The organism is Sphingomonas sp. CFBP 13728, assembly GCF_014841895.1.
Lineage (GTDB): Bacteria > Pseudomonadota > Alphaproteobacteria > Sphingomonadales > Sphingomonadaceae > Sphingomonas.
This window is the reverse complement of the sequence record NZ_JACYUS010000012.1, coordinates 1-19,574: the sequence shown is the minus strand read 5'-3', so window position 1 is coordinate 19,574 and position 19,574 is coordinate 1. Positions and strand designations below refer to the sequence as shown.

The following is a 19,574-nucleotide window of genomic DNA, read 5'->3' as shown; positions in this document are numbered from 1 at the left end:
GACAAGGTGGCAGAGCGCGCGAGGCTTCCGGACAGGACCTTGCGTCAGCGGAGACCCATTCTCAGACGTCCAACGCAAGGGCAACGCTGCCCATAAGCAGACAAACATCCATCTCGTCTTCTGATGCTATCGTTCCGTAAGAACAAGTCAGGAACCAATCTGCCAATAGACAGTTTTCCAAATGCACCACAAGATGGTGTCTGCTGGAGCCAAACGATGGCGAAGAACGAGCACACGAGCGAAAAGGCTGGCAAGGCCGCCTCGAAGGTCCTGAAGGACGGACGAACCGGGAAGGACTCAAAAACAGCTGCTGGATCTGCTTTATCTCAGCGCCCCGACAAGAAGAAGAAGTGACTGGCGGGGCCGGTCGGTACCGGCCCCACTCATCACCACGTCGACCCATAAGTCGCCGTTCAATGCCCTCCCCGGCTCTCCCAACTTCAGACGCTCGTTAATCTTAGCCTGATGGTCGCTCGACCGGCCACCAAAGCCGGCCTCGAAAGACAAAAAGCTGAACTTCCTCCAAGTCCCTGCCAACGCCTAATACGAAGGGTTGTTGTCAAGAGGCCGACGCTCGACTTTTGTCTATCTGGCACGGCAGAACTAGAGATAGGATACCGGTATCTGATCCGTTCGGAGTGAAGAACCTTCCCATCGATCCCCTAGCGCCGCGTAACCGTCTGGGTTGGCCTCGAGCTGGTAATCAACTTGCAGGTATGACGTAGGGCGTTATCTTCAGGCGATCGCTGTAGCGGTTCAGCGCGTTTAGCTCGCAGATGCTGACCTGAGCGGACCAGCCGTAGATGTCGCTTCGCAGATAGGCCATTTCGGGGTGGAAGCCCGCCTCGTCAAGGTCGATCCACCAAGCCTTGGGCCTACCGTCGCTGCCATCCGCCCACCGATAGCCGCGGCCCTTGAGCAGATCCTTCTTGTCGAATGGCGCGCCTTCTGCCCAACACCGCCAACTGGGCGAGCTGGTCGATAACAGAAGGCCTTTCATCGCGCTTTCCGTCCCTCCCACCGGGACGCTGCGGCTCAATATCTCGATGCCCGCGTAGCAGTCGTTCACGGCGCGGTGACCATCGTAGAAAAAGCCGTGTGCCTTTCCGATCAAGCTGAGCCTAGCGCTCTCAAAACCATGGGCTGCCCAAGGGATCTCGGCGAAAGAGCAGGCCCACGGGTTATTCGCCAGCTGCGGACAGAAACGCTCGACGAAGCGCCGATCGAACCCTGCGTTATGCGCGACGATGAGACTATCGCCGGCAAACCGGGCGGCAGCCGTGAAGTCGATCGTCTTGCCCGCCACCATATCAGGCGTGATGCCGGTCAGCCGCGTCACATCGGCGGGGATCGGCTTATGTGGCTGTCGTAGGGCGGATCCTCCGATCTCGACCCCGGCTATGCGACCCGAGTCCTCATACCAGAAGGGCACCATCGCAAGTTCAATGATCTCGTCCACGCTCGAATCCAGTCCCGTGGTCTCGACGTCGAGGAACACAGCCCGCTTCATGTGCGGCATTGGCACGAAGCCGCCAGCAGGCACCGTCAGCCGGCGAAGCACCCGGTAGTCACCGCTCGCCTCAAGCTGAGCAGCGAGCGCCTCCATCGTCGGATCGGTCATCATGTAGCTCCCTTATTCAGCGCGGATAGTTGTGAGGTTTCCCAATGACCGGGCGCGGTATTCCGGCAGGGCCGGCGTGCATCGGCGTTGATCGAAGCGTGTGCTCAGGCCGGTGCGAAGTCCCCGACCGACGCCTTTCCGGCGATCCGGCCTCCCAAAGTTTCCGTCATTACGCGCTCGAATGCGGCAATCACCTTCAATGGCGTATCAGCGAGACGGTGCTCGAACAGCAGGGCGTCATGCATCGGGAGCAGAATGGTGACGTCCTCCAGGCTTTCAACTTCCAGGAGCGCCTTCTTGAAGATAAGCGATCCCGTACCCTGCACGACTTGGCTGACTGCGGAACGCCGCTCCTTGCTTGTGAGCGCCCCCGAACTGCTTCGCGCGTAGTGATTGCCCATTTCGGTGCCGATCCGTCCCTTGTCCTGGAATTCCGTACAAACCTCCTTCTTCCACTCCTCGTATCGGGCGAAGACCCGAAAGGCGTCCTTCGCCTTGTCGCGCTCGGCTCCCAGCTCAACGGCGGCGTCCACCAGGGACTTGCGGCTCATCCCGTAAGCGTATGACAGGAAGAGCTGCTTGGCGGCCTTCCGATTGCCTGTAAGTCCGAGATGGCTCTCCGCGAACAGGTCGTACATGTCCCCCGCCGCGTAGAGCGCGGCGAGCTGCTCATCGCCCGAGAGGGCGGCCATGATCCCGACTTCGAACTGATCGAAGTCCACGTAGCTCAGCTCCGCGCCGTCGCGAGCGCTGACGATGGACCGATACTTCTTGGACATGCTTTGGAGCGGCGGGTTGCGCAGGAGTATGCGCGACGTGCGGGACCCGAAGACGTCCATGATGGGCCGCGTACGCCCGCCAGCCAAAGTCAGGGAGGAGAGCACGCGCTTGGCGTCGTCGAACTCCTCAAGGGCGAGGGTGTCGCCTCCGAAATCATTGGGATGGGGCACAAACTCCAGGACGTATTTCGTGGAGACACCCTCAAAGTCGAACCCAGCGGCGTGAAGTTTTCGTTCAATGGATGTCCGTGACGGGGTCTCGAGCGGCATGTCGTGCTTTGCCGAGTAATTCTTCAGACAGTAGAAGTAGTCGTGTTCCGCCTCCCGCCGCTTGGCCGACAAATCAGCCGCTTTAATCGTTATTCCTGCGGACATCGCTTTTTGGAGCAGGCGGTAGACGGGCATCTCTACGCTGAAGAACCGCTCCATCTCGCCATTCGCGGCGGCTTGGGCGCAGAGATTTATGTAGAGCCTAGCGATCGCACCTGCCGCCTTGGTAGCAGTCTCGACGTCGAACGGGATCCCCCGATTGAACATGCGCTTGTATGCCGAGCAGACTTCCTTGGATGCCCCGCATGGGCCGAGATGGACACTTATGTCGCTCTTCTCGCGGTTAAGCCGATCAGCGGGATTGCCCCCTATCGAGATCCGCAATTCGTCCACGTCCATCACGACTGCGGGAAGATCGCCGGTCTTGTCGTAGAGAACGTCGCGGATCATCCAGAAGTCGTGGCAGACGACCGGACCTGGGTAGGCGACTATCTCGGCCGGGTTACTCTCCTCGAGCCGATCATGGACGAACCAGTAGAAGCAGTCGGCACCTCTGCCGGTGAAATCCTTTATGAAGATGAGCAGCTTGGATCCGAGATCAATCATATTCGCTGATCTCGTCCACGAGGTTCAGGATGTCCGGCCGTTCGCGGACGGCAAAGGGCAAGCCCTCCTCGTTGTCGTAGCGACCAGCCCGCGCCCTGGTCGCCCTCAGACCAATCGGCACCCTGCCATGGAGCGGACGCAAGCTGTCGTCGTCCAGAACCGCAGAGGAAATGAGAAGGTACCTAGCATTCTGATAGGGAAGGCCCTCGAAATCCTTGAGGCTTCGTTCGATTAGGCCCTTCTCGCCGACACAGCGTAGCCAGATAAGGATGGCTGCCGCCTCTCCGGACTTCATGTCTTCCCGGAGCTTACGGTCAGCAAGGGCGACTAGGCCGTCGGATCGGTACTTACGCACGGCGAGAAGCAGCCAGATGTTGTAGTTCTGCCACTCGTGGATGGCGCCATCCTCGGCTAGCAGGAACGCCTCCAGCGCAGGCAGGCATCGCCCGTCGCGATCTAAAATTGATATGAGCCGGCAGTATTGGTCCGTCGTCACGGCATGTTCGGAGAGGGACGCCGAGAGGGTGTTTAGGAGGGAGGTCGAAAGTGCGTCGCTCACGTCGAACAGCCCGGATTCCACAATCTGGGCTACACGGTTGACGGCGAACCTGAAGGAACGCGTTTGGGTCTCCCCGGCTTCGATGCACTTGCTGAGGATCTCGAAGATGTAGGTCACGGACCGCGTGACGATCCGCCGGCTCCGTGACTGCCACATCTGGTTAATCGCATTCGTCGTGCTGTCCTGCGACGGGAAGAATTCAGCCAGATCCTTCTGCACCGCTTTGGGGGACAAAATCGCCGTCTTGTTGGCGTTGATGTTCAGTCCGACCGTCCGCAGGAGGCGGATGAGATCCTGAAGGGCGCGTCGGGCGTGGAGTTCGCTGTTGGCTATCACCCGGATGTCGTCGACGTAGCGGTAATAGTCATACCCCTTCGCCGCCATCGCCCGATCGACGCGGGACAGGAGCATGTTGGAGAGGAACGAGGACGCATCCCGGTTTTGCGGCAGGCCGTGGCTTCCGCTGAACGTCCACTGTGCGAGAAGCCGGTCAAGGGTTGCGATCGCATTCCTGATTTGCAGCTTCTCCGGTCCTGTTGCTTCGATTCTCGGAATGAGCTTCTCGAGCCCCGTGACGATCTGCTCGCGCGCGATATTCTCGAAGAAGTTGCTGAGGTCGGTGACCAGCAGAAACTTGGCAGAGCGGACGAAGGTCAGCGTAACGCCTTCGAACGTAAACCAGCGGTTGATCCTGTTTTTAAAAAGATACTTACTGTTCTGGGGATTGGGCTCGTATCGGTAGCTGAGCACCCGGTGGCCAAGCAGCTTGTCGTAGTACGGTATCAGGAAGCTGCAGATCGACTGGTACACAAACCGGTCGAAGAAATCGGTTTCTAGTCCATAACGTTCGCCGAATCCCTTCTTGGGGATGTTACGAACGACGCTGCGGGTTCCCGTGTATACGCCGTTCCACTCCTGGAGCATGGCGACGATGATCCGCTTCGCCTCCTCGGAATCTTTGAACAGATCGTCGTATTGGAGGCAGTCAAAATACCAATCGTCGCGCATGTCCTGTCGGAGGTGCTTGAGGACCAAATCGAACTGAATCGGGAAGCCGAGTGCCTGCCCGTTTTCCCAGAATGCAGAGTTCAGGAAGTATTCCTTCTCCACCTTGTTACCATTCGACATTCCGTAAATGCACCCCCGGCGCACGAAGCGCTTGCGTTTTATCGCTTAATACTGGCGTCTGATCCAGCTGCAAGTGTGAGGTTAACCGACGCGGCAGCCACGTTACGTGGTCCTTCGACAGGCCCACCTTCGCACCTCAGTCCTGGACGTTGGGCGTGTAAGTCAAACGCATGAATGTCCGTCTGTCTGTCTGTCTGTCTGTCTGTCTGTCTGTCTGTCTGTCTGTCTGTCTGTCTGTCTGTCTGTCTGTCTGGAGTATTTATTACCATCGCAATCACAATCGAGGATCATCACGAAAATATGTATCTAGACGAGCCCATCCATCGTGACTGGTCGAAGGCGCCGCTCCTCGGAATGATGCGGTCGGGACAGACTCGTGATAAGCCACGGCATGGCTCGCCCACCCAAAACATCAGCCATCGATCAGCGGCCCGTCGCGCAACGACAGGGACGGCGAGAATTCGCCGCGGCTGTCGCCGGAGCGTCGCCATCGTCGCAGGTCCTGCCTTACACGCACGTCACCGACGGCTATGCGTTCCGCGACGTTCTTCAGTCCGGAGAGCTAAGGCCCACGCCGTGCCGGGTCTTCGGCACCGATCTCCTCTACATGTTCTACGGACGGCCCGCCTATCGGGCGGCGCAAGAGGACGAGAGCAGCGGGATTGACGCGTATTGGCCCGTCTGTTTCGTCCTGAAGGCGGAGGGCATCAAGCCGACCCGAGTGTTCCCGTTCGACAGCGGGGCCTTCCAGAGCGGACGATATGCGGACCACATGTACCATCGCATGATCAAGGAGGACTTCGAGGTGGATCCCGATCCGACCTCGCCTCCGAGGTTGATCAATCTCTTCTGGCGCGACGGGCGGTCCTATTACGACGCCGACAGCAGGCGGGGCCTCAAGGATCCTTCGGCAGACGCCATGGACTTCGAGCTCAGGGCCTATCGCGATCTCATCGCGAGCACCGGCCGCGCGCCCTTCGACGAGCGCAACTCCTCGGTGGAGGCGCAGTTCGACGGGCCGATCCGGCTCAAGGACAACACCGTTGCGGTGATCCTGCCGAGCGAATTCGCCAGTCCGTCCGTGATGAAACGGATCGACGACCTCGGGGCGATCAGCCTGCCGTTCTCGACCGTGCAACGACAAGGTCCCGGCAACATGGTGGCCCAGATCTACGACGTGGTCAGGGATCTTCTGTCCGGAATTCACGGCGGGATCGCATGCTGGTAGACGTCGAGGAGCGCGGTCATGAATTGACCGGCTATCTTGTGGCCAACCGCGGTCAGACCGGCTTTGCGATACCCGTTTTCCGAAGCATCTCGTCCAATCGGCCGCTCCTGCAGATCATCGGAGCGGACGATCGGGTCGTCGGCTTCAGCGAGCTCGCCGACTCTCGGCACCTGTGCGACCATCCCGACACGACGATCATGACGGCGGAAGGTCTGCCGGCGTTATGGGCCTTCGCCGAAGCCGACGGGACGTTGAAGGTCGCGCGGCGAGCGCTTCTGGCGGCGGCGCTGGCTCCGACGATCGATGCGCGGACCGATCCGTTCCTGCAACTGCAGATCGTGCAGTTCTGCGGGATGAAACGGGAGCTAACTGCGCGGTGGAAGGCGACCTTCGCCTACATGGACGATGCATCCCCAAGGAGCGCCACTGCGTGGCGCGATGTGGTGATCGTTCCCGCCGGAGCGAGGGCCGCGGTGGCTGCCGCCGCCGTCTCTAACGGTCTGGGCGATCTTTTGGAAGATCCGGGCAGAGCGGTATCCGTCAGGGTGATCGAGGATCGAACCGTCATCACTTTAGAGCAGAGACTCCATGACGCTTTCCTTGACAACCCGGCGGCAATCAGAGCCCTACGATCCGGCACGCTGGCACAGCGTCAGGCCTTTGGCTTTCGATCCGACGTAATCACGCGGGCCAAGACGATGTCGGGGCAGGTGTCCTTTAGGCAGGCGGATGGCAGCCTACTGATCGCGGTCGGTGAACTCGCCCTAAGGCTGGTTAGGCACAACAGGTCCGACGAACGATCGTTGAACGGCTCTATTCGTAAGGCACCGTCGTCAAACCTGGGAGTGCCGAATGTCGAGGTTGTTGACACCCGAAGCTTCCGATCCGAGCAAAAGCGAGTCCACGACGATCGCCTGGACCTGACGGACGACGCGACGCTGTTCGTGCTGCTTGAGGTGTCAGGCGACGATCCCGCCCCCGTCACCATCGCCCTGGATCTCTGCCGCGCCCACTCGGGCGGGAGGCGCCGCCTGGTGGCCGTGGTGCCGAACCTTCCCGCCAATCTGATCGATGAAAGGGGCCTAGTGCCCTGGCGCGAGCTCGCGGCAGGCTTCGATGCAGTCTGGGCGCTCAGCGACCTCAGTCCCCATACGCGCCAGAACCTCTCCTTCGGCGGTGGCCATTCGCTCGCGGCGGCGGCTCGGCGCCTAGAGGAGCTGCTGATCCTCGCCGAGGACGACGCCTTTCCGCTCACCGCGGATCCCAAGACGCCCGATCGCATATCCGTGTTCGGGACGGCAGTCGGAGGGCTTTCGCCACGCGGTCTGTTGCAGCATGCGGGGATGAAGATCGCGGTTCCCTCATTGGATTTTACTCAGGCTAATCTCGTGGTCGCGGGGGCGGGACCCAACAAACCGTCCCGAGACTGGCTTGCTAGGGTGCTCGAGCCGATACTGTCTGGAACACTCGTTCTTTCGATCCGCGTCCCTAAGGGCATCGGCGACAGTACGGGCGTCATCGCCTTCACCCAGGTTCCGCTGATCCCGGTCGACCTACATCGCCTTGAGGTCCATTGCCTCGATCAACTGCGTGCGAACGGATGGGACGTGCTGTCGAAGCCAAAGGAAGGCGCCAGAGTTGTCTTTCTGGATGGCATCGACTGGGAGATCCTTCTGCCGACCATCGAAGTCGTACAACCCGCCGTGACCGCAGAGCTTTGGGACCCGGACCGCCGATCCATAAGGTTCACGGTTCAAACCGTTGGCCGACGGGATTTCGTCGCGGGGGTCCTATTCGATGCCGTGCCCGTGAATGTTGTGCGCATTCCCGTGATGGAGAAGATCATGGCTGGGCGTTGGCAGACGGTCGTCGGAATCCTGCGCGATCGGCGGTTCCAAGCCGACGACCTGCTCGTCGCCGCCATTCTCGTCCGCGCCGACAGACTGAATGGACTTCGTGCGGGCAGCCGGCAGATGGGCTTGGGGTTTGGCCTCGCGCAAAGGCCGCAGATCATCGTGCACCACAACCACCTGACCGTCCAAGTGGGTCTCCGTCGAGGTGACGCTTCCAACCAATTCGTGAACGCCCGCCTGGATCCTCACGGATTGCACGTGACGATCGATCCCATGCCGTCGTGAGGCCGTGACTGATAAGATCCGATTGTCGATACTGGTTGACGGTCCGAGACATGACTACGGCAGTGCGAACCGGTCATCTAATTACCGGCAGAACGACCTCCACGGGCAGCTTGATGCTTTGTAAATGCCGAGCAAGTAGGTCGATGCGCATGAACATGCATGTGGCGTTGACCGAGACGAGCATAAAGCTTCTCGGGTCCAGGATCGTGACGAAGGTGAACGGCTGGCAGGGAGCCTGCATGCAGTCCTTCGCCCAGGCTGAAGCCGCCGTCACGGAGACGCTGCTGTTACTCAGCGAGGTACCCGGACGAGGCGCAAATGTGAAGCTGTGCCACACCGTTGGCCAGGGGTTGGAGGATCTCTTGCGACCTCTGGGAAGCGAGGGCGGCTTCCCCGCTGAACACTCTGCCGCCTTCGAAGCGCTGTCCAAATTCCGGCAATACGAGGAGCCGAGGACCGATCTCGCGCAAGACGTCGCGCGGATCGCGCTTGAGCGGATTGGTACCTGGGTCGTCGTGTTCCGACATCTCTCAATCCGGAGTCGCGTAGCCGAACGCGGCACCACCGCCTTCGAGCAGAAAGACGCGCTGCGGAAGCTGCAAGCGTTGAAGCCCGTGACGCACCGACTTGACGCGGCACTCGGCAATCTACGTCGAACGATCGAAGATTTAGGCGGCGTCCGTGTCTACCTAAGCGGTCACTGGCGACGGAGAGCGCCGGGACGCTCGGCATGGCTCGGGTTGGATCCGCCGATCAAAGCTGGCGAAGCGCAGACGGAACCGTGTAGCAGAAGAAACGGATCGGGGCGAGCTGCCACTCGGACCGAGGGAAGAAAGATTAGATGAACCATCGTAAGGACGCCTCTCTCGACACGCTCGCCCGCCGGGGGAACGTCGCCCAGTTCGTAAGCTACGAACCGGTCGAAGGTCGGGGACGGCAGACGTTCGCTCGTATCCGCGGATACGAGCCGAACCACCTCTTCGCCTCCCTCGACGAGGCGGTGCAGGCGCTCCTGAGGGCTGCGCCCGACGCGAGCGTAAATGTCCGCAGCTACACGCCCGACAGCCCCCGAAGCCGTGAATTCGTCTACGGACTGGTCGATGCGGGGGAGGCGGTTGCGGTCTTGCGCCGACTGCTCACCGAGGGTCTGCACGTCATCGTGAATGAGACGGTCGACGTCGGCGACGGCGGCGTGTCCGGTGTCGTGCAGGGCGGCGTTATGGAGTTCGCTCCGGACGACACGCCACGCTGCGTGGAGAAGCCCGGCGTGGCCTCGCTCCCCGTCGAGACGGGCATGGCCCTCGTTGATACGGTCTATGGCTTCAGGCCGGAACTCCCCGCGGACTTCGAGCGGGTGGAGTTCAGCATCCATCCGAAACCGAGGGGATGGCATGGTACGCGCACCCTTCTGTGGGAATTGGAGGAGGGAAACGCCGAACCGGCGGTCGCTCACATGACGTGGCCAAACCGCTTCAGCCGGCATCTCGGGGATAAGGCATACGGGCTCCTAATGGCCCATCTCGCCGGCATGGCGGTGCCCCGGACCCTCGTTGTGCCCAGGCGGGTCGCGCCCTTCTCCTTCGGAACCGAAACTGGGAGCGGCGAGGTCTGGGTGCGGACCTGCCCCACCGAACAGGAGCCGGGACTCTTCACCACCCGCAAGGGCTGGACGGACCCGTTCGCTCTAATCGCTGCGGAGGATCCCGGGCAAAACCGCATAGCCTCTATCCTGTCGCAGTCGGCCGTTCCGGCGAGCTATTCGGGTGCCGCGCTTGTGGACCGTGAGGGGCGGGTCGTCGTCGAGGGCGTGTCCGGGGAGGGCGATCTTTTCATGCTCGGGTCGCAGAGCCGAGCCGACCTTCCCAAGGAGGTCGTCTCGGACGTCTCCGCGACGATGGACCGCCTATCTACCGTCTTCGGCCCAACGCGCATCGAGTGGGTGCACGACGGCATGCGGACTTGGATAGTGCAGCTCCACGTAGGCGCCACGTCCAGCACCTCCACCGTCCTGGTGCCCGGCGATCGCGCGTCATGGGTCGACTTCGAGGTCGGACAGGGCCTTGAAAGCCTGCGACGGCTGCTTGCGGACGTCGGCGGCGACACGGGGGTGCGTCTGCGCGGGCGCATCGGCATGACGAGCCACATCGCCGATCTCGTGCGCAAGTCCGGCGTTCCCACCCGCATCACGGAAGGCGGATCCAGCGAGGACGCCTAAGCGCCGCTCGGCGCAATTCTCTCGCAGGCTGACGCCTGCGAGATTGGCTCCTCTAGTGACGGTCGAAGACGGATCCCATTCTAGGGCTGAAGAGCCGTTCGTAGGTGCGCAGAAGCATGGCGTCGGTCATCGAGGCCACATGGTCGCACAGGATGCGCATTCCGCCCCCCGAGCGCTCGTATGCGGCGAGCACGTTCGGCGACAGGAGCCGGCTGGGATCCGATAAGAGCGCCTCGAAAACCGACACGACCATCCGCTGCCCCTTAAATTCGAGGTGCTGGACGCGCGCGCTCTCGATAACCTCGTGCACGACCAGGCCCTGGAGCCCGTCCAACAGGCACTGCGCATCCGCGGGAAGCACCGCGCGATGACGGAGTAGATCGTGCTCGAACCGCCCGTCCACCTCGACGTCGACTTGGGAGAGGAGGAAGTGGACCAGCCGCCCGATCGCCTTCTTGCGCAATAGATCGTCTCCGAACAGCGCGTCGACCAGACCGTCGTAGTCGCGGGCCCCGCCCTCGAGCGGGCGCCGCGACATCGCGCCCAGCAGCGCGCCGCAGGCGGACGCCGGCAGTCGTTCACGGAAGCCAGGCTCGGTCACCAAGCCCAGGGCGACGGCGTCCTCGAGGTCGTGCACGCCGTATGCGATGTCGTCGGCGAGGTCCATGATCGAGCAATCGAACGACTTGTGCGTCGTCTTGGAATGACGGCCGGACCGTTCGACGATGCGGGCGAACTCGTCCTGGTCCGAGGAGGAGAATGGAGCGAGTATCCATTCGACCACGTCGCCTTCCGCGTCGTAATATGCCTTTGGCGGTTGGCAGCTCGTCCTGTCGAGAGTCGCGATCATGGTCTGGCCCTCGTGCAGGCGGGGGATCACTGCAGGATCGACGAGACGCGATCGGGGTGCCGGGTACTTAAGGATGCCGAGCATCGCCCTGCGGGTGAGGTCGGCGCCGAATCCGCGCGAGAAACCCTCCAGCCGCGCGAGGATGCGTAGCGTCTGGGCATTGCCCTCGAAGCCCTCCGCATTGCTCATGCAATAGTTTAGAGCGAGCTCGCCGCCGTGGCCAAACGGCGGATGACCGAGGTCGTGCGCCAGTGACACGGTGCCAAGCAGTGCTCCATGCGCCCCAGGCCAAGCCGCGGCGGGATTGGAGAAGCGTCGCCTTAGCTGCTGCAGCACGCCGTCGGCCACCTGCGCGACCTCGAGCGAATGGGTCAGTCGCGTGCGATGAAAGTCGTCGTCCCCGATGGCGAGGATCTGCGTCTTGCCCGCCAGCCGTCGGAACGCACCCGAATGGACGATCCGGGCGTAATCGATCTCGTGGTCGCCTCTGGCGTCGTCGGCATGGCGCTCCGAGCCGCTGCGACGCGCCGTCCATGCCTCAACGTCGTCAATCATCCCGTCTGCTCCTTCAGATCGACCAGATTCCGAGCACCAGCAGTGCGACCAGCACGAAAGACGCAAGGACGCACAGGACGTGGAAGCCCACGTCCCACCAATAGGCTGCGAGGTCGGTCTTACCGAGGCTTACGGACGCAGCGCGGGCGTGCTGCGAGATCACCCGCTGGAACGGGTTGAACAGTCCACCCTCGCCGTCGGCCAGGACGTACGACACTGCCACGAGGAGCGCGATCGCAGCCAGCGCGCCTGCGAGTAGCGGATTCGACACGAGGAACCGCAGCAGACCCTCTGGCACCTCGAGGCCCACGTAATGGCTCCGGGGCTCTTCCCATGCCCGCGCGACGCCATTGTGCCCATTGACGAGCGACGTCGCCAGCGACGCCATCGAGATGAACGTTCCGCCCCCGGCCAAGATCATTTGGACACGCTGGCTTTGCTTGGCCGAGGCCACGTCGATGCTGGCCTTCACGGAGTCCTTCAGGTGCTTAAAGTCGTAGTCATGGACACCCGTCGCCGGCCTGAACCTGGTAGGCATCGTCTCATCGCGCTCATGGCCCATCAGATAGTTCTGGAACGCCTCCGCGTAGGCGATCACTCCAAGGGACTGCCGTAGGCTGATCAACCCGTTCTTCCGCTGGAGCCTCTCGATCTCACGCGAGAGGCTCCAGAGTGTCTCGCGGCGCCAAGCAATCTCGTTGCCATGACCAGACTCCCTGCGGTCCTGTTTCACGCGCGTCAGCGGCGTGATCTGATCGGACGATGGATCGTGGTGCGTGTGGTCGTGCACCGCGTCCTTGATGAAGAAGTAGGCCTGCTCCGCGATCTGGAACAGACGGTCCGCATCGAGCGCGGGCGTGGTTTCCGTCGAATACCAGAGTCGAAGCTCGCCGGTCCGCATGAGCGCGAACTCGACCTCCACCCTGTTGTTGCATTCCCGCAGCTCTTGGGCGAGGGAGGCCACAAGTTCGTCAAGCTCGCGGTCCGTCCGGTCGGCGGCGGACGCGTCGCGGACGATGCTCGAGGGTCGGTCTATCAAGCTCCTGATGGCTGAAATCGCCGCAGTCTGACGGTGCCGCGCGTCCGCGTCCTCCTGGTGCGGCAGGACGTGGACCCGCCCCAGCAGCATGCCTTGGCGATCGGGTTCGGTCGCCAGCCAGCACCCGTCGACAGCGTCCTTCTCGATTTCGCTGCTTCCGAGCACTGGCAGACGCGTCGACCGCGTCCTTCCCTCGAGCACCCACTGATGGACCAAGTCGGGCCGATCCTTGCGGATGCCACGGGCCGACCAGGGAAGGTCGTGCGAGATGCGCTCCTGGTATACGACGACGAGACGCTGAGCGGGCTGTTTCGGGCGATCCGAATACGCCCTGGTAAAGGCCTCAATGTGCCGTGCAGACGCGATCAAACTGAACGACAGGTGGCTCCTGACGTTCGGCACCCAGCCAACGTAAGCGTTCTCGGCGCCCAACCAAGGCGCCTCCTCCTGAAGGGACATGACCGGACTAGCGAACCACTTCTAGAAGACGTCCTTCGCGACGGTCCGGGTCTCCTCGACGACCAGCCCCTTGGTGGTCGAACGCAGACTCACTCCCGCCCTCGTCGGCACGAGCGACCCGGAATCCTGTCGCTGGACCTTGGCGGTCCGGAAGCGCCCAAAGGTCACGCCGGCGAGCCTGAATTGACGCGCCTCGGACGTACCGGAACGTCGCACCTGAGCGAGCGCGGCAGTAAACGATAGGAGCAGGTAGATGGCGAATGGCAGGGCGATCAAAATCGCTGCATAAGATAATGTCTGCATCTGTTCCTTCTCCGTACTCCATCTGGAACGCCTTCACAACGCCGGAGCTACCTAAGCTTTCCCAACCGTATACGACCGGCACGGTACCGGGCTTAAACGCTGGCGGACGATTCGGACGAGATGCGGTCCGCCTCAATGGATGCGCGTCCATTGGCCGCCCTCCACCCGGTGCACCTCGAGGACGAAGTTGGCGACGTCCGGCACCCCGCCCTCCACAACTAGCTCGGCGACGACCGGACGGACGGCGGTCCCGACCCTCCCGGGGCCGGTCGGATACTTCTCGATGGGCAGGAATGTGTCCAGGCCACGGGGCTGGGCGTTGTAGAGCGTCTGGCCGCTGTTGATCCGGCACAACCGCACGTCCTGCCGATGCGCCTCGACCAGCTTCCTCGTGTCGAGCACTAGGACGGTCTGGGGATCTCCGGCATAGGCCGCAAGGAGAGTGTCCAGCCGCTTCCGCTCGACCCAGAAGAACGCCTTTCGGTTGAGGATCTCGTACCAGTCGCGGGGCTTCAGACCGTCCTGCAGCTTCTTCAAGAGCACGGACTCGAACATCGGTTTGTTGTCGCGGACGACGGCGTCGGGCAGCCCCGCCGCCTTCAAGGACATCAGGCCCGGACGCCGAACAGACTCGTAGGGAAGCCGATCATCGCCCGACAGCCCGTAGCGGTCGAGCAGACGGGTCACGCTGAGCAGACCGCTCCCGCGGATCGACGGCCAGCTGCCGTCCGCCGCCATATGGTAGAGGCGGGGGTACCGCTCGAATAGCTCTCCCTCGGTCATGCTTCGCGTCCTTCGATCACGTCGTCGCGGTGCGGTCCGCTGGCGATCAGCCGCACGGGGCATCCGGTCGCATCCTCCATCATGCCCACGAAGGACCGCGTGCCCTCCGTCAGCTGTCCGAACGACCTCGCGCCCTCGTTCCCGGCGTCGATGTAGTCGGCGAAGGTGAGGGCGATCTCCGTCGCCCCGTTCAACGCTGCGGCGCGTCGCACCTGCCCCAAGTCGAACTCAGCCATGCGCCGCGGCTTGCCGGAGCGGGTGCCGACCTCGGTGGTCCGGATGACCTCGACATCCTTGCCGGATCGCTCCGCGACCACTGCCGCGTCTATCTCGCGTCCCATGTGACCCGAGTAGCCCGACGCATTCCCTACGCGGATCGGATAGGTGCGGACTACCATGACCACGCGGTCCACGCGCGACGGCGGGATGCCCGCATCGGCCATGCATCCGCTCGCCGTAGTTTCTCTTGAGGTGACGTGTGGCCATGCGCCGTGATGAAGGCTAAGGTCCGTGCCCTGAGTCCCCTCGAGCATGGTCCTCTCCCCCGCCGCATACGCCTTCTCCAGCTCCGCCCAAGTGGAGCGCACGTATGGCTGGAGCTCGGAGACCTGCCGCGCAAGACGCACCTCGGAGCCGAAGACCGGCTCACCGCCCCGATTCAGGATCTTCCGCGCCGTGGCCACGCCGACACCTTGCTTCGTCGAGCCGATCACGTCCAGCGCCGCCCGCTCGATCGCGATATCTCCGTCCTCGATGATGATCGCCTGCGGGTCGATTGATAGCCTCTGCGCGACGCCTGCCCTCTCGATCTCGTCCAGCAGGATTGGGAGCGACAGTGTGGCGCCGGGGCCGATGAGAAGGCGTGCGTCGCGGTTGTGCAGCGAGCCGGAGGGAAGATGGACGAAGTCGAAGTCCGGGTCCCGGACGCGGTGGCCCGCGTTCGGCCCGCCGACGCGCATCAGCACGTTGTAGCGAGGAGCCAGGTACGAGCAGACGTTCCCCTTGCCCTCGCTGCCGTACTGGCCTCCGACCACCACGTCGACGAGGCGCGCGGTGGGGGTCTTGACGAGACCCAGGCCGGCGAGCGCCACGGCCGCCACCGATCTCACATCGAGGCGCGAGGCGTCGAACACGACGTCCGCTTTCCCCGCGAGGTTCTCCACCCCAGCCTCCGTTACGTGCGAACGTACCTCGTCGTAGCTGCCGAGCTCGATCACGTTGTGCCGGCGCTCTTCATGCCGCTTGGCGAGAACCTCGGCGTCGGCCACGAGGTGGACGTGCCGGACCGCACCGGGGAACCGCCGCCTGAGGTGATCAACCTGCTCAGTCCGGCGGACGGCGTCCACAATCAGCAGTCCATCGGCTTCGTCCCACTTCGCCCCGACTGCATCCGCGACCCAGGAGAAGCCGGTGTCCACGTCGAGCCGGTCACCCGCCTCCTGCAGCGCCGCGCGCTCGCTTTCCACTCCCGTAAGGTCGATGATCATCCTGCGCGTTGATAGGCGCTCGCCTCCGACCACCGCGACGAGCGCCTCAGCCACGGTCGACTTGCCGCTGCCAACGGCACCCGAAAGCGCCACCACCATCCTCATCCCATACCCCCAGTCGCCGTCGTCCGGCAGGTCCCTATGCCCGACGTCGGACAGCAGGGTTTACGCATCGACCGCTTCGTGTCCATCGGAACCGCACCCACATCTGATGGATCCGGCGACGCAATCGGCGCTTCCACGCGCGAGGCGACCACACTAAGGGCGCTGCGATGCACCGAGACACCATCGCAGTTTCCATCGCCTCAGGCCCGCAGATTCGGCTCAGGAGCGGCGCATGGTTCGACCTCCTCGATCCCGCCTCCTCGGACTTCACCATTGAGGACATCGCGCACGGTCTTGCCCACACCTGCCGGTATGCGGGCCAGGCCGACGGCTTCTATTCGGTGGCGGAACACAGCATCCTCGTCAGCAAGGTCGCGCTCGGCCACGAATACGCGGCTCTGCTGCACGACGCGGCCGAAGCCTTCATCGGCGACGTGACCCGACCGCTCAAGCAGCTGCTGCCCGAGTACAAGCGGCTCGAGAAGTCGATCGAGGAGGTAATCTTCGCCCGCTTCGACGTCGGCTGCGTCCATCCCGACGTGAAGAAGGCGGACTTGGAGGTGCTCGCCGCCGAACAGGCGCAGCTCATGCCGGAGGGCACCGACGCATGGGCGAGCGAGGCCGGGATCATCGCCGCCCCGATCCACGTCGAGAGGATGGCGCCGGCGGAGGCGAAGCTCCGCTTTTTGGAGCGATACCGCGCGCTGCGGCAATCGCGCATGTCGAACCTCGACGGTCCTCGGCCAACTGAGGAAGCTGAGGCAACCCAATGCAAGGACTGAGAGGATCGAGCGCGCCTGACGCCCTAACGGGACGACGGCACCGCTCAGTTAGGCGCAGAGCCGGACGATTCGGATCCGCCCGCAGGTGATCTCGCCCCGGCGAATACCGCGATCGCCTGAGCAGGCTCTTCATGTATTGTGCCGCTGCGTCCTGCAGCCGTTCGCGGCAAGGAGAGCCTCCGTCTTGGGCGCGGAATTCTTCGGAAGCGTAAGCACGAGCAGCCGCTTTGCCCGGGAAGGGGCAGCTGCTGCGCGCGCGCCTCCCGTCGCGGACAACAATCGCGCATGGCTACAGCGTGGCCGCCGCATGTTGCCGGCGTGGATATCTGGGAAGCGGTAGTGGGAAATCCCCAAGGCGTGGTTCAACGACTTCGTCGAGCGCTCATTCAGGACCTTCGGGCAGGACTACGTGATTTAGCCGTATCGAGAACAGGAGAAGTGCTCGCCCGCGGGCTTCAACGCATCCGGCCAGGAATGCCAGTGCGTCTGCATGGGACGCAACCACGGTGCAGGCAACGATGCAAGCTGGTTCGAGACCTCCATCCGCTGGGGTGACCTGACGCTGAATTGCCCTCTGACGAAGGCGCGAATTTAAGCAGGGTAGGACTCGCAATCTCCGACTGGGACGCGAGGACCCGCCTGACCTCAGCGCGGGCGGCATTCGAGGCGAGGCGGACTTGCCGACCGGTCGCTCAAGTTCTTTGCGCTGAAAGGAGACAATGACAGGGTCTCGACCACGTAGCTGCCACCCAGCGCTGATGAACGAACGATCATAAATGCGGTTCTTCGCACACGAACGGATAGACCACTTCCCACCAAAGTCGGCCAATGGGCCCCTGCCCCATCAAATGAACGAACGGCTGTTTACAACAATCGCCACCCGAAAGCGGCCGGGCCGCTATCCACCAGTTTTGCCGAAATGCGGACCGTCCGCATTTATAACCTCTGCGCCATCACGCTAGCTTACGTCGTTGTGATCAGCTTTGCACAAGAGGCTGCATCAGCCGGCTAAGTAGGAAAACGCTCGTACGAGCGCGAATGATCGCCGCAAGGTCGCTCATCCGGGGACGCCCCCGCAAGGGGTGCTCGCGCGCCGGTGAACGGCCCGCGCCCGGGTGTTGAGACCGGTACCCGGTCAGCTTTGGTCGTCGTCTTCGAACTGAACCGGCTGCGGCTTACGCCGAGCGCTGGGCTTGGCGCGCCGTACGTTGACGGAGGCCGCGCTGATCATGTTCTTGATGTGTGCGGCATAGTGCTTCTGGATCATCTCGACGCTGGTGCGGCAGTTACGCGCGACGGCATAGACGTCGGCGCCTTCCATCAGGCGGAGACAGACATAGGTATGGCGGAGCGAATAGGCGGTGCGCGCCTTGCCATCGCGATCGAACTTGAGACCGGCCTTGTCGAGAATGCCGTTGAAAAGCTTCACGTGATTGCCGGGGAACACCTTGTCGGTTGGCTTGGGCAGTTCGGCCAGGGGCGTCTCCGGCGCTTCTGTGACCCCCTCCAGCTCGCGGCGCCTACGCTGTCGGCGTGTTTCGCCCTGAACCGGCTTGGGACGTCCAAGTAGACGTTCATAGGGGCGAACCGCGTTCGGCATGCTCTTGCAGAAGCCGACGCCGCGCTTGCCCCGCACTTCGATCTCGAGAATGCGCTGGCCGGTTTCATCGTCGACGACGATCTCCACATCGCGGTGCTCGAGATTGGATGCCTCGTCTGGGCGTAGACCGGTATTCGCCATGAACAGCACATAGTCGTGCACCTGCTCGGCGTTCCAGCGGTAGTGCTCATGGAACGGCTCCTTCGCATAGGCGCCGGTCGCCTTGTAGAGCTGCTTGTACTCGGCAGGGCTGAACCAGGGCCGATGCTCAACCTTGCTGGAAGCACGGTACGGACTGGATATATCCGGCACGTGCGAGAGCCAGCCGTGGCGGACCGCGGTATGCAACACCTGTCGCAGCGTCACGATCTCGTTGTGGATGGTCTTCCAGGCCGGTGCCTTGTCGGTCACCGGCCGGTTGCTCAGCGAGTGAGGGTTAGCCACGCCGCGCGACGACATGCGATGCACGCGGTATTCCTGCACCCTGCCCGCGGTAATCTCCGACAGGCCCATCTCGCCAAAGAACGGCAGCAGATGGATCCGCAGGCGGATGGCATGGCCCTGGGTCCAGCGGACGCTGCGCTGCCCTTCGGTGATCACCTCATACTCGCGGGTGAACTGGGCGGCGGCCTCCTTGAAGGTCTTCTCCGATTTCAGGACACCGGCGTGGAGCTTGCCGCGCAGGCCGAGATACCAGTCCTCGGCAACCTGCTTGGCCAGCGACAGACTGTCCGTCCTGGTGCTCGAGCGGCGCTGCTTGTTGCCGACCGAGGCGGAGCAATGCCAGCTTCCGCCCTCTGCCCGCCTGTAGATCTGGACTTTTCCGCCGAGGATTTCGTGCCGCTGCATGACGACGCTACCGGTTCAAAGTGGACCAATAAGCGCAGTTTTTTACAGTTGCCGGCAAAAGTCAAATTTGTGCTAGCGGCGTGCTAACGCAAAAAGCCCCCTGCTTGCGTAGGGGGCGGTCGGTATATCATTGTTTTGTTTGTGATTTTGGTTGCGGGGACAGGATTTGAACCTGTGACCTTCAGGTTATGAGCCTGACGAGCTACCGGGCTGCTCCA

Annotated in this window: 15 protein-coding genes; 6 read left to right on the top strand and 9 right to left on the bottom strand. The window is 62.7% G+C overall.

The genetic code is table 11. The features are described from left to right. Positions 1 to 123 precede the first annotated feature (123 nt). Complete coding sequence (locus IFT67_RS20500; protein ID WP_206757952.1) at positions 124 to 354, top strand: hypothetical protein; 231 nt, start codon at positions 124 to 126, stop codon at positions 352 to 354. Between the two features lie 349 nt (positions 355 to 703). Here IFT67_RS20500 and IFT67_RS20125 read toward each other — a convergent pair whose 3' ends face one another. The 3 genes from IFT67_RS20125 to IFT67_RS20115 form a co-directional block, all read right to left on the bottom strand. Next, positions 704 to 1,621, bottom strand: a complete 918-nt coding sequence (locus IFT67_RS20125) for a 3'-5' exonuclease (RefSeq protein ID WP_192239877.1) — start codon at positions 1,619 to 1,621, stop codon at positions 704 to 706. 104 nt (positions 1,622 to 1,725) lie between these two features. Continuing rightward, positions 1,726 to 3,276, bottom strand: coding sequence for a DNA polymerase (locus IFT67_RS20120; RefSeq protein WP_192239876.1), 1,551 nt, complete (start codon positions 3,274 to 3,276; stop codon positions 1,726 to 1,728). Next, complete coding sequence (locus IFT67_RS20115; protein ID WP_342450662.1) at positions 3,269 to 4,945, bottom strand: RNA-directed DNA polymerase; 1,677 nt, start codon at positions 4,943 to 4,945, stop codon at positions 3,269 to 3,271. Before IFT67_RS20115 ends, IFT67_RS20120 begins: the two co-directional genes overlap by 8 nt. Before the next feature lie 409 nt (positions 4,946 to 5,354). Here IFT67_RS20115 and IFT67_RS20110 point away from each other — a divergent pair, with 409 nt between their 5' ends. From IFT67_RS20110 to IFT67_RS20095, 4 genes are all read left to right on the top strand, one after another. Further along, positions 5,355 to 6,191 carry a hypothetical protein gene (locus tag IFT67_RS20110; RefSeq protein WP_192239874.1) on the top strand — a complete coding sequence of 279 codons (837 nt, stop codon included), beginning with the start codon at positions 5,355 to 5,357 and terminating at the stop codon, positions 6,189 to 6,191. Continuing rightward, positions 6,182 to 8,329 carry a hypothetical protein gene (locus tag IFT67_RS20105; RefSeq protein WP_192239873.1) on the top strand — a complete coding sequence of 716 codons (2,148 nt, stop codon included), beginning with the start codon at positions 6,182 to 6,184 and terminating at the stop codon, positions 8,327 to 8,329. The genes IFT67_RS20110 and IFT67_RS20105 overlap by 10 nt, the downstream gene beginning before the upstream one ends. A gap of 143 nt (positions 8,330 to 8,472) precedes the next feature. Further along, positions 8,473 to 9,174 carry a hypothetical protein gene (locus IFT67_RS20100; RefSeq protein ID WP_192239872.1) on the top strand — a complete coding sequence of 234 codons (702 nt, stop codon included), beginning with the start codon at positions 8,473 to 8,475 and terminating at the stop codon, positions 9,172 to 9,174. Continuing rightward, positions 9,171 to 10,544: a hypothetical protein gene (locus tag IFT67_RS20095; RefSeq protein WP_192239871.1), complete on the top strand. Its 1,374-nt coding sequence runs from the start codon at positions 9,171 to 9,173 to the stop codon at positions 10,542 to 10,544. Before IFT67_RS20100 ends, IFT67_RS20095 begins: the two co-directional genes overlap by 4 nt. A 52-nt stretch (positions 10,545 to 10,596) precedes the next feature. Here the strand turns inward: IFT67_RS20095 and IFT67_RS20090 are convergent, their stop codons facing one another. The 5 genes from IFT67_RS20090 to IFT67_RS20070 all read right to left on the bottom strand — a co-directional run bounded on the left by IFT67_RS20090 (position 10,597) and on the right by IFT67_RS20070 (position 16,119). Then, the gene (locus IFT67_RS20090; protein ID WP_192239870.1) at positions 10,597 to 11,949 is read right to left on the bottom strand and encodes an anti-phage deoxyguanosine triphosphatase; all 1,353 of its coding nucleotides are present in this window, start codon (positions 11,947 to 11,949) and stop codon (positions 10,597 to 10,599) included. Between the two features lie 13 nt (positions 11,950 to 11,962). Continuing rightward, positions 11,963 to 13,420, bottom strand: coding sequence for a hypothetical protein (locus tag IFT67_RS20085; protein ID WP_192239869.1), 1,458 nt, complete (start codon positions 13,418 to 13,420; stop codon positions 11,963 to 11,965). A 48-nt stretch (positions 13,421 to 13,468) separates the two neighbouring features. Then, positions 13,469 to 13,750, bottom strand: a complete 282-nt coding sequence (locus IFT67_RS20080) for a hypothetical protein (RefSeq protein ID WP_192239868.1) — start codon at positions 13,748 to 13,750, stop codon at positions 13,469 to 13,471. A gap of 132 nt (positions 13,751 to 13,882) precedes the next feature. Further along, positions 13,883 to 14,533, bottom strand: a complete 651-nt coding sequence (locus IFT67_RS20075; protein WP_192239867.1) for a DUF7002 family protein — start codon at positions 14,531 to 14,533, stop codon at positions 13,883 to 13,885. Further along, positions 14,530 to 16,119: an adenylosuccinate synthetase gene (locus IFT67_RS20070; RefSeq protein WP_197983184.1), complete on the bottom strand. Its 1,590-nt coding sequence runs from the start codon at positions 16,117 to 16,119 to the stop codon at positions 14,530 to 14,532. Before IFT67_RS20070 ends, IFT67_RS20075 begins: the two co-directional genes overlap by 4 nt. A 173-nt stretch (positions 16,120 to 16,292) precedes the next feature. Here IFT67_RS20070 and IFT67_RS20065 point away from each other — a divergent pair, with 173 nt between their 5' ends. Continuing rightward, entirely contained in the window at positions 16,293 to 16,907 is a 615-nt protein-coding gene (locus tag IFT67_RS20065) for a hypothetical protein (protein WP_192239866.1), read from the top strand. 1,135 nt (positions 16,908 to 18,042) lie between these two features. Here IFT67_RS20065 and IFT67_RS20060 read toward each other — a convergent pair. Continuing rightward, a complete protein-coding gene (locus IFT67_RS20060; protein ID WP_192239865.1) occupies positions 18,043 to 19,356 on the bottom strand; it encodes a tyrosine-type recombinase/integrase in 1,314 nt (437 codons plus the stop codon). Positions 19,357 to 19,574 lie beyond the last annotated feature (218 nt).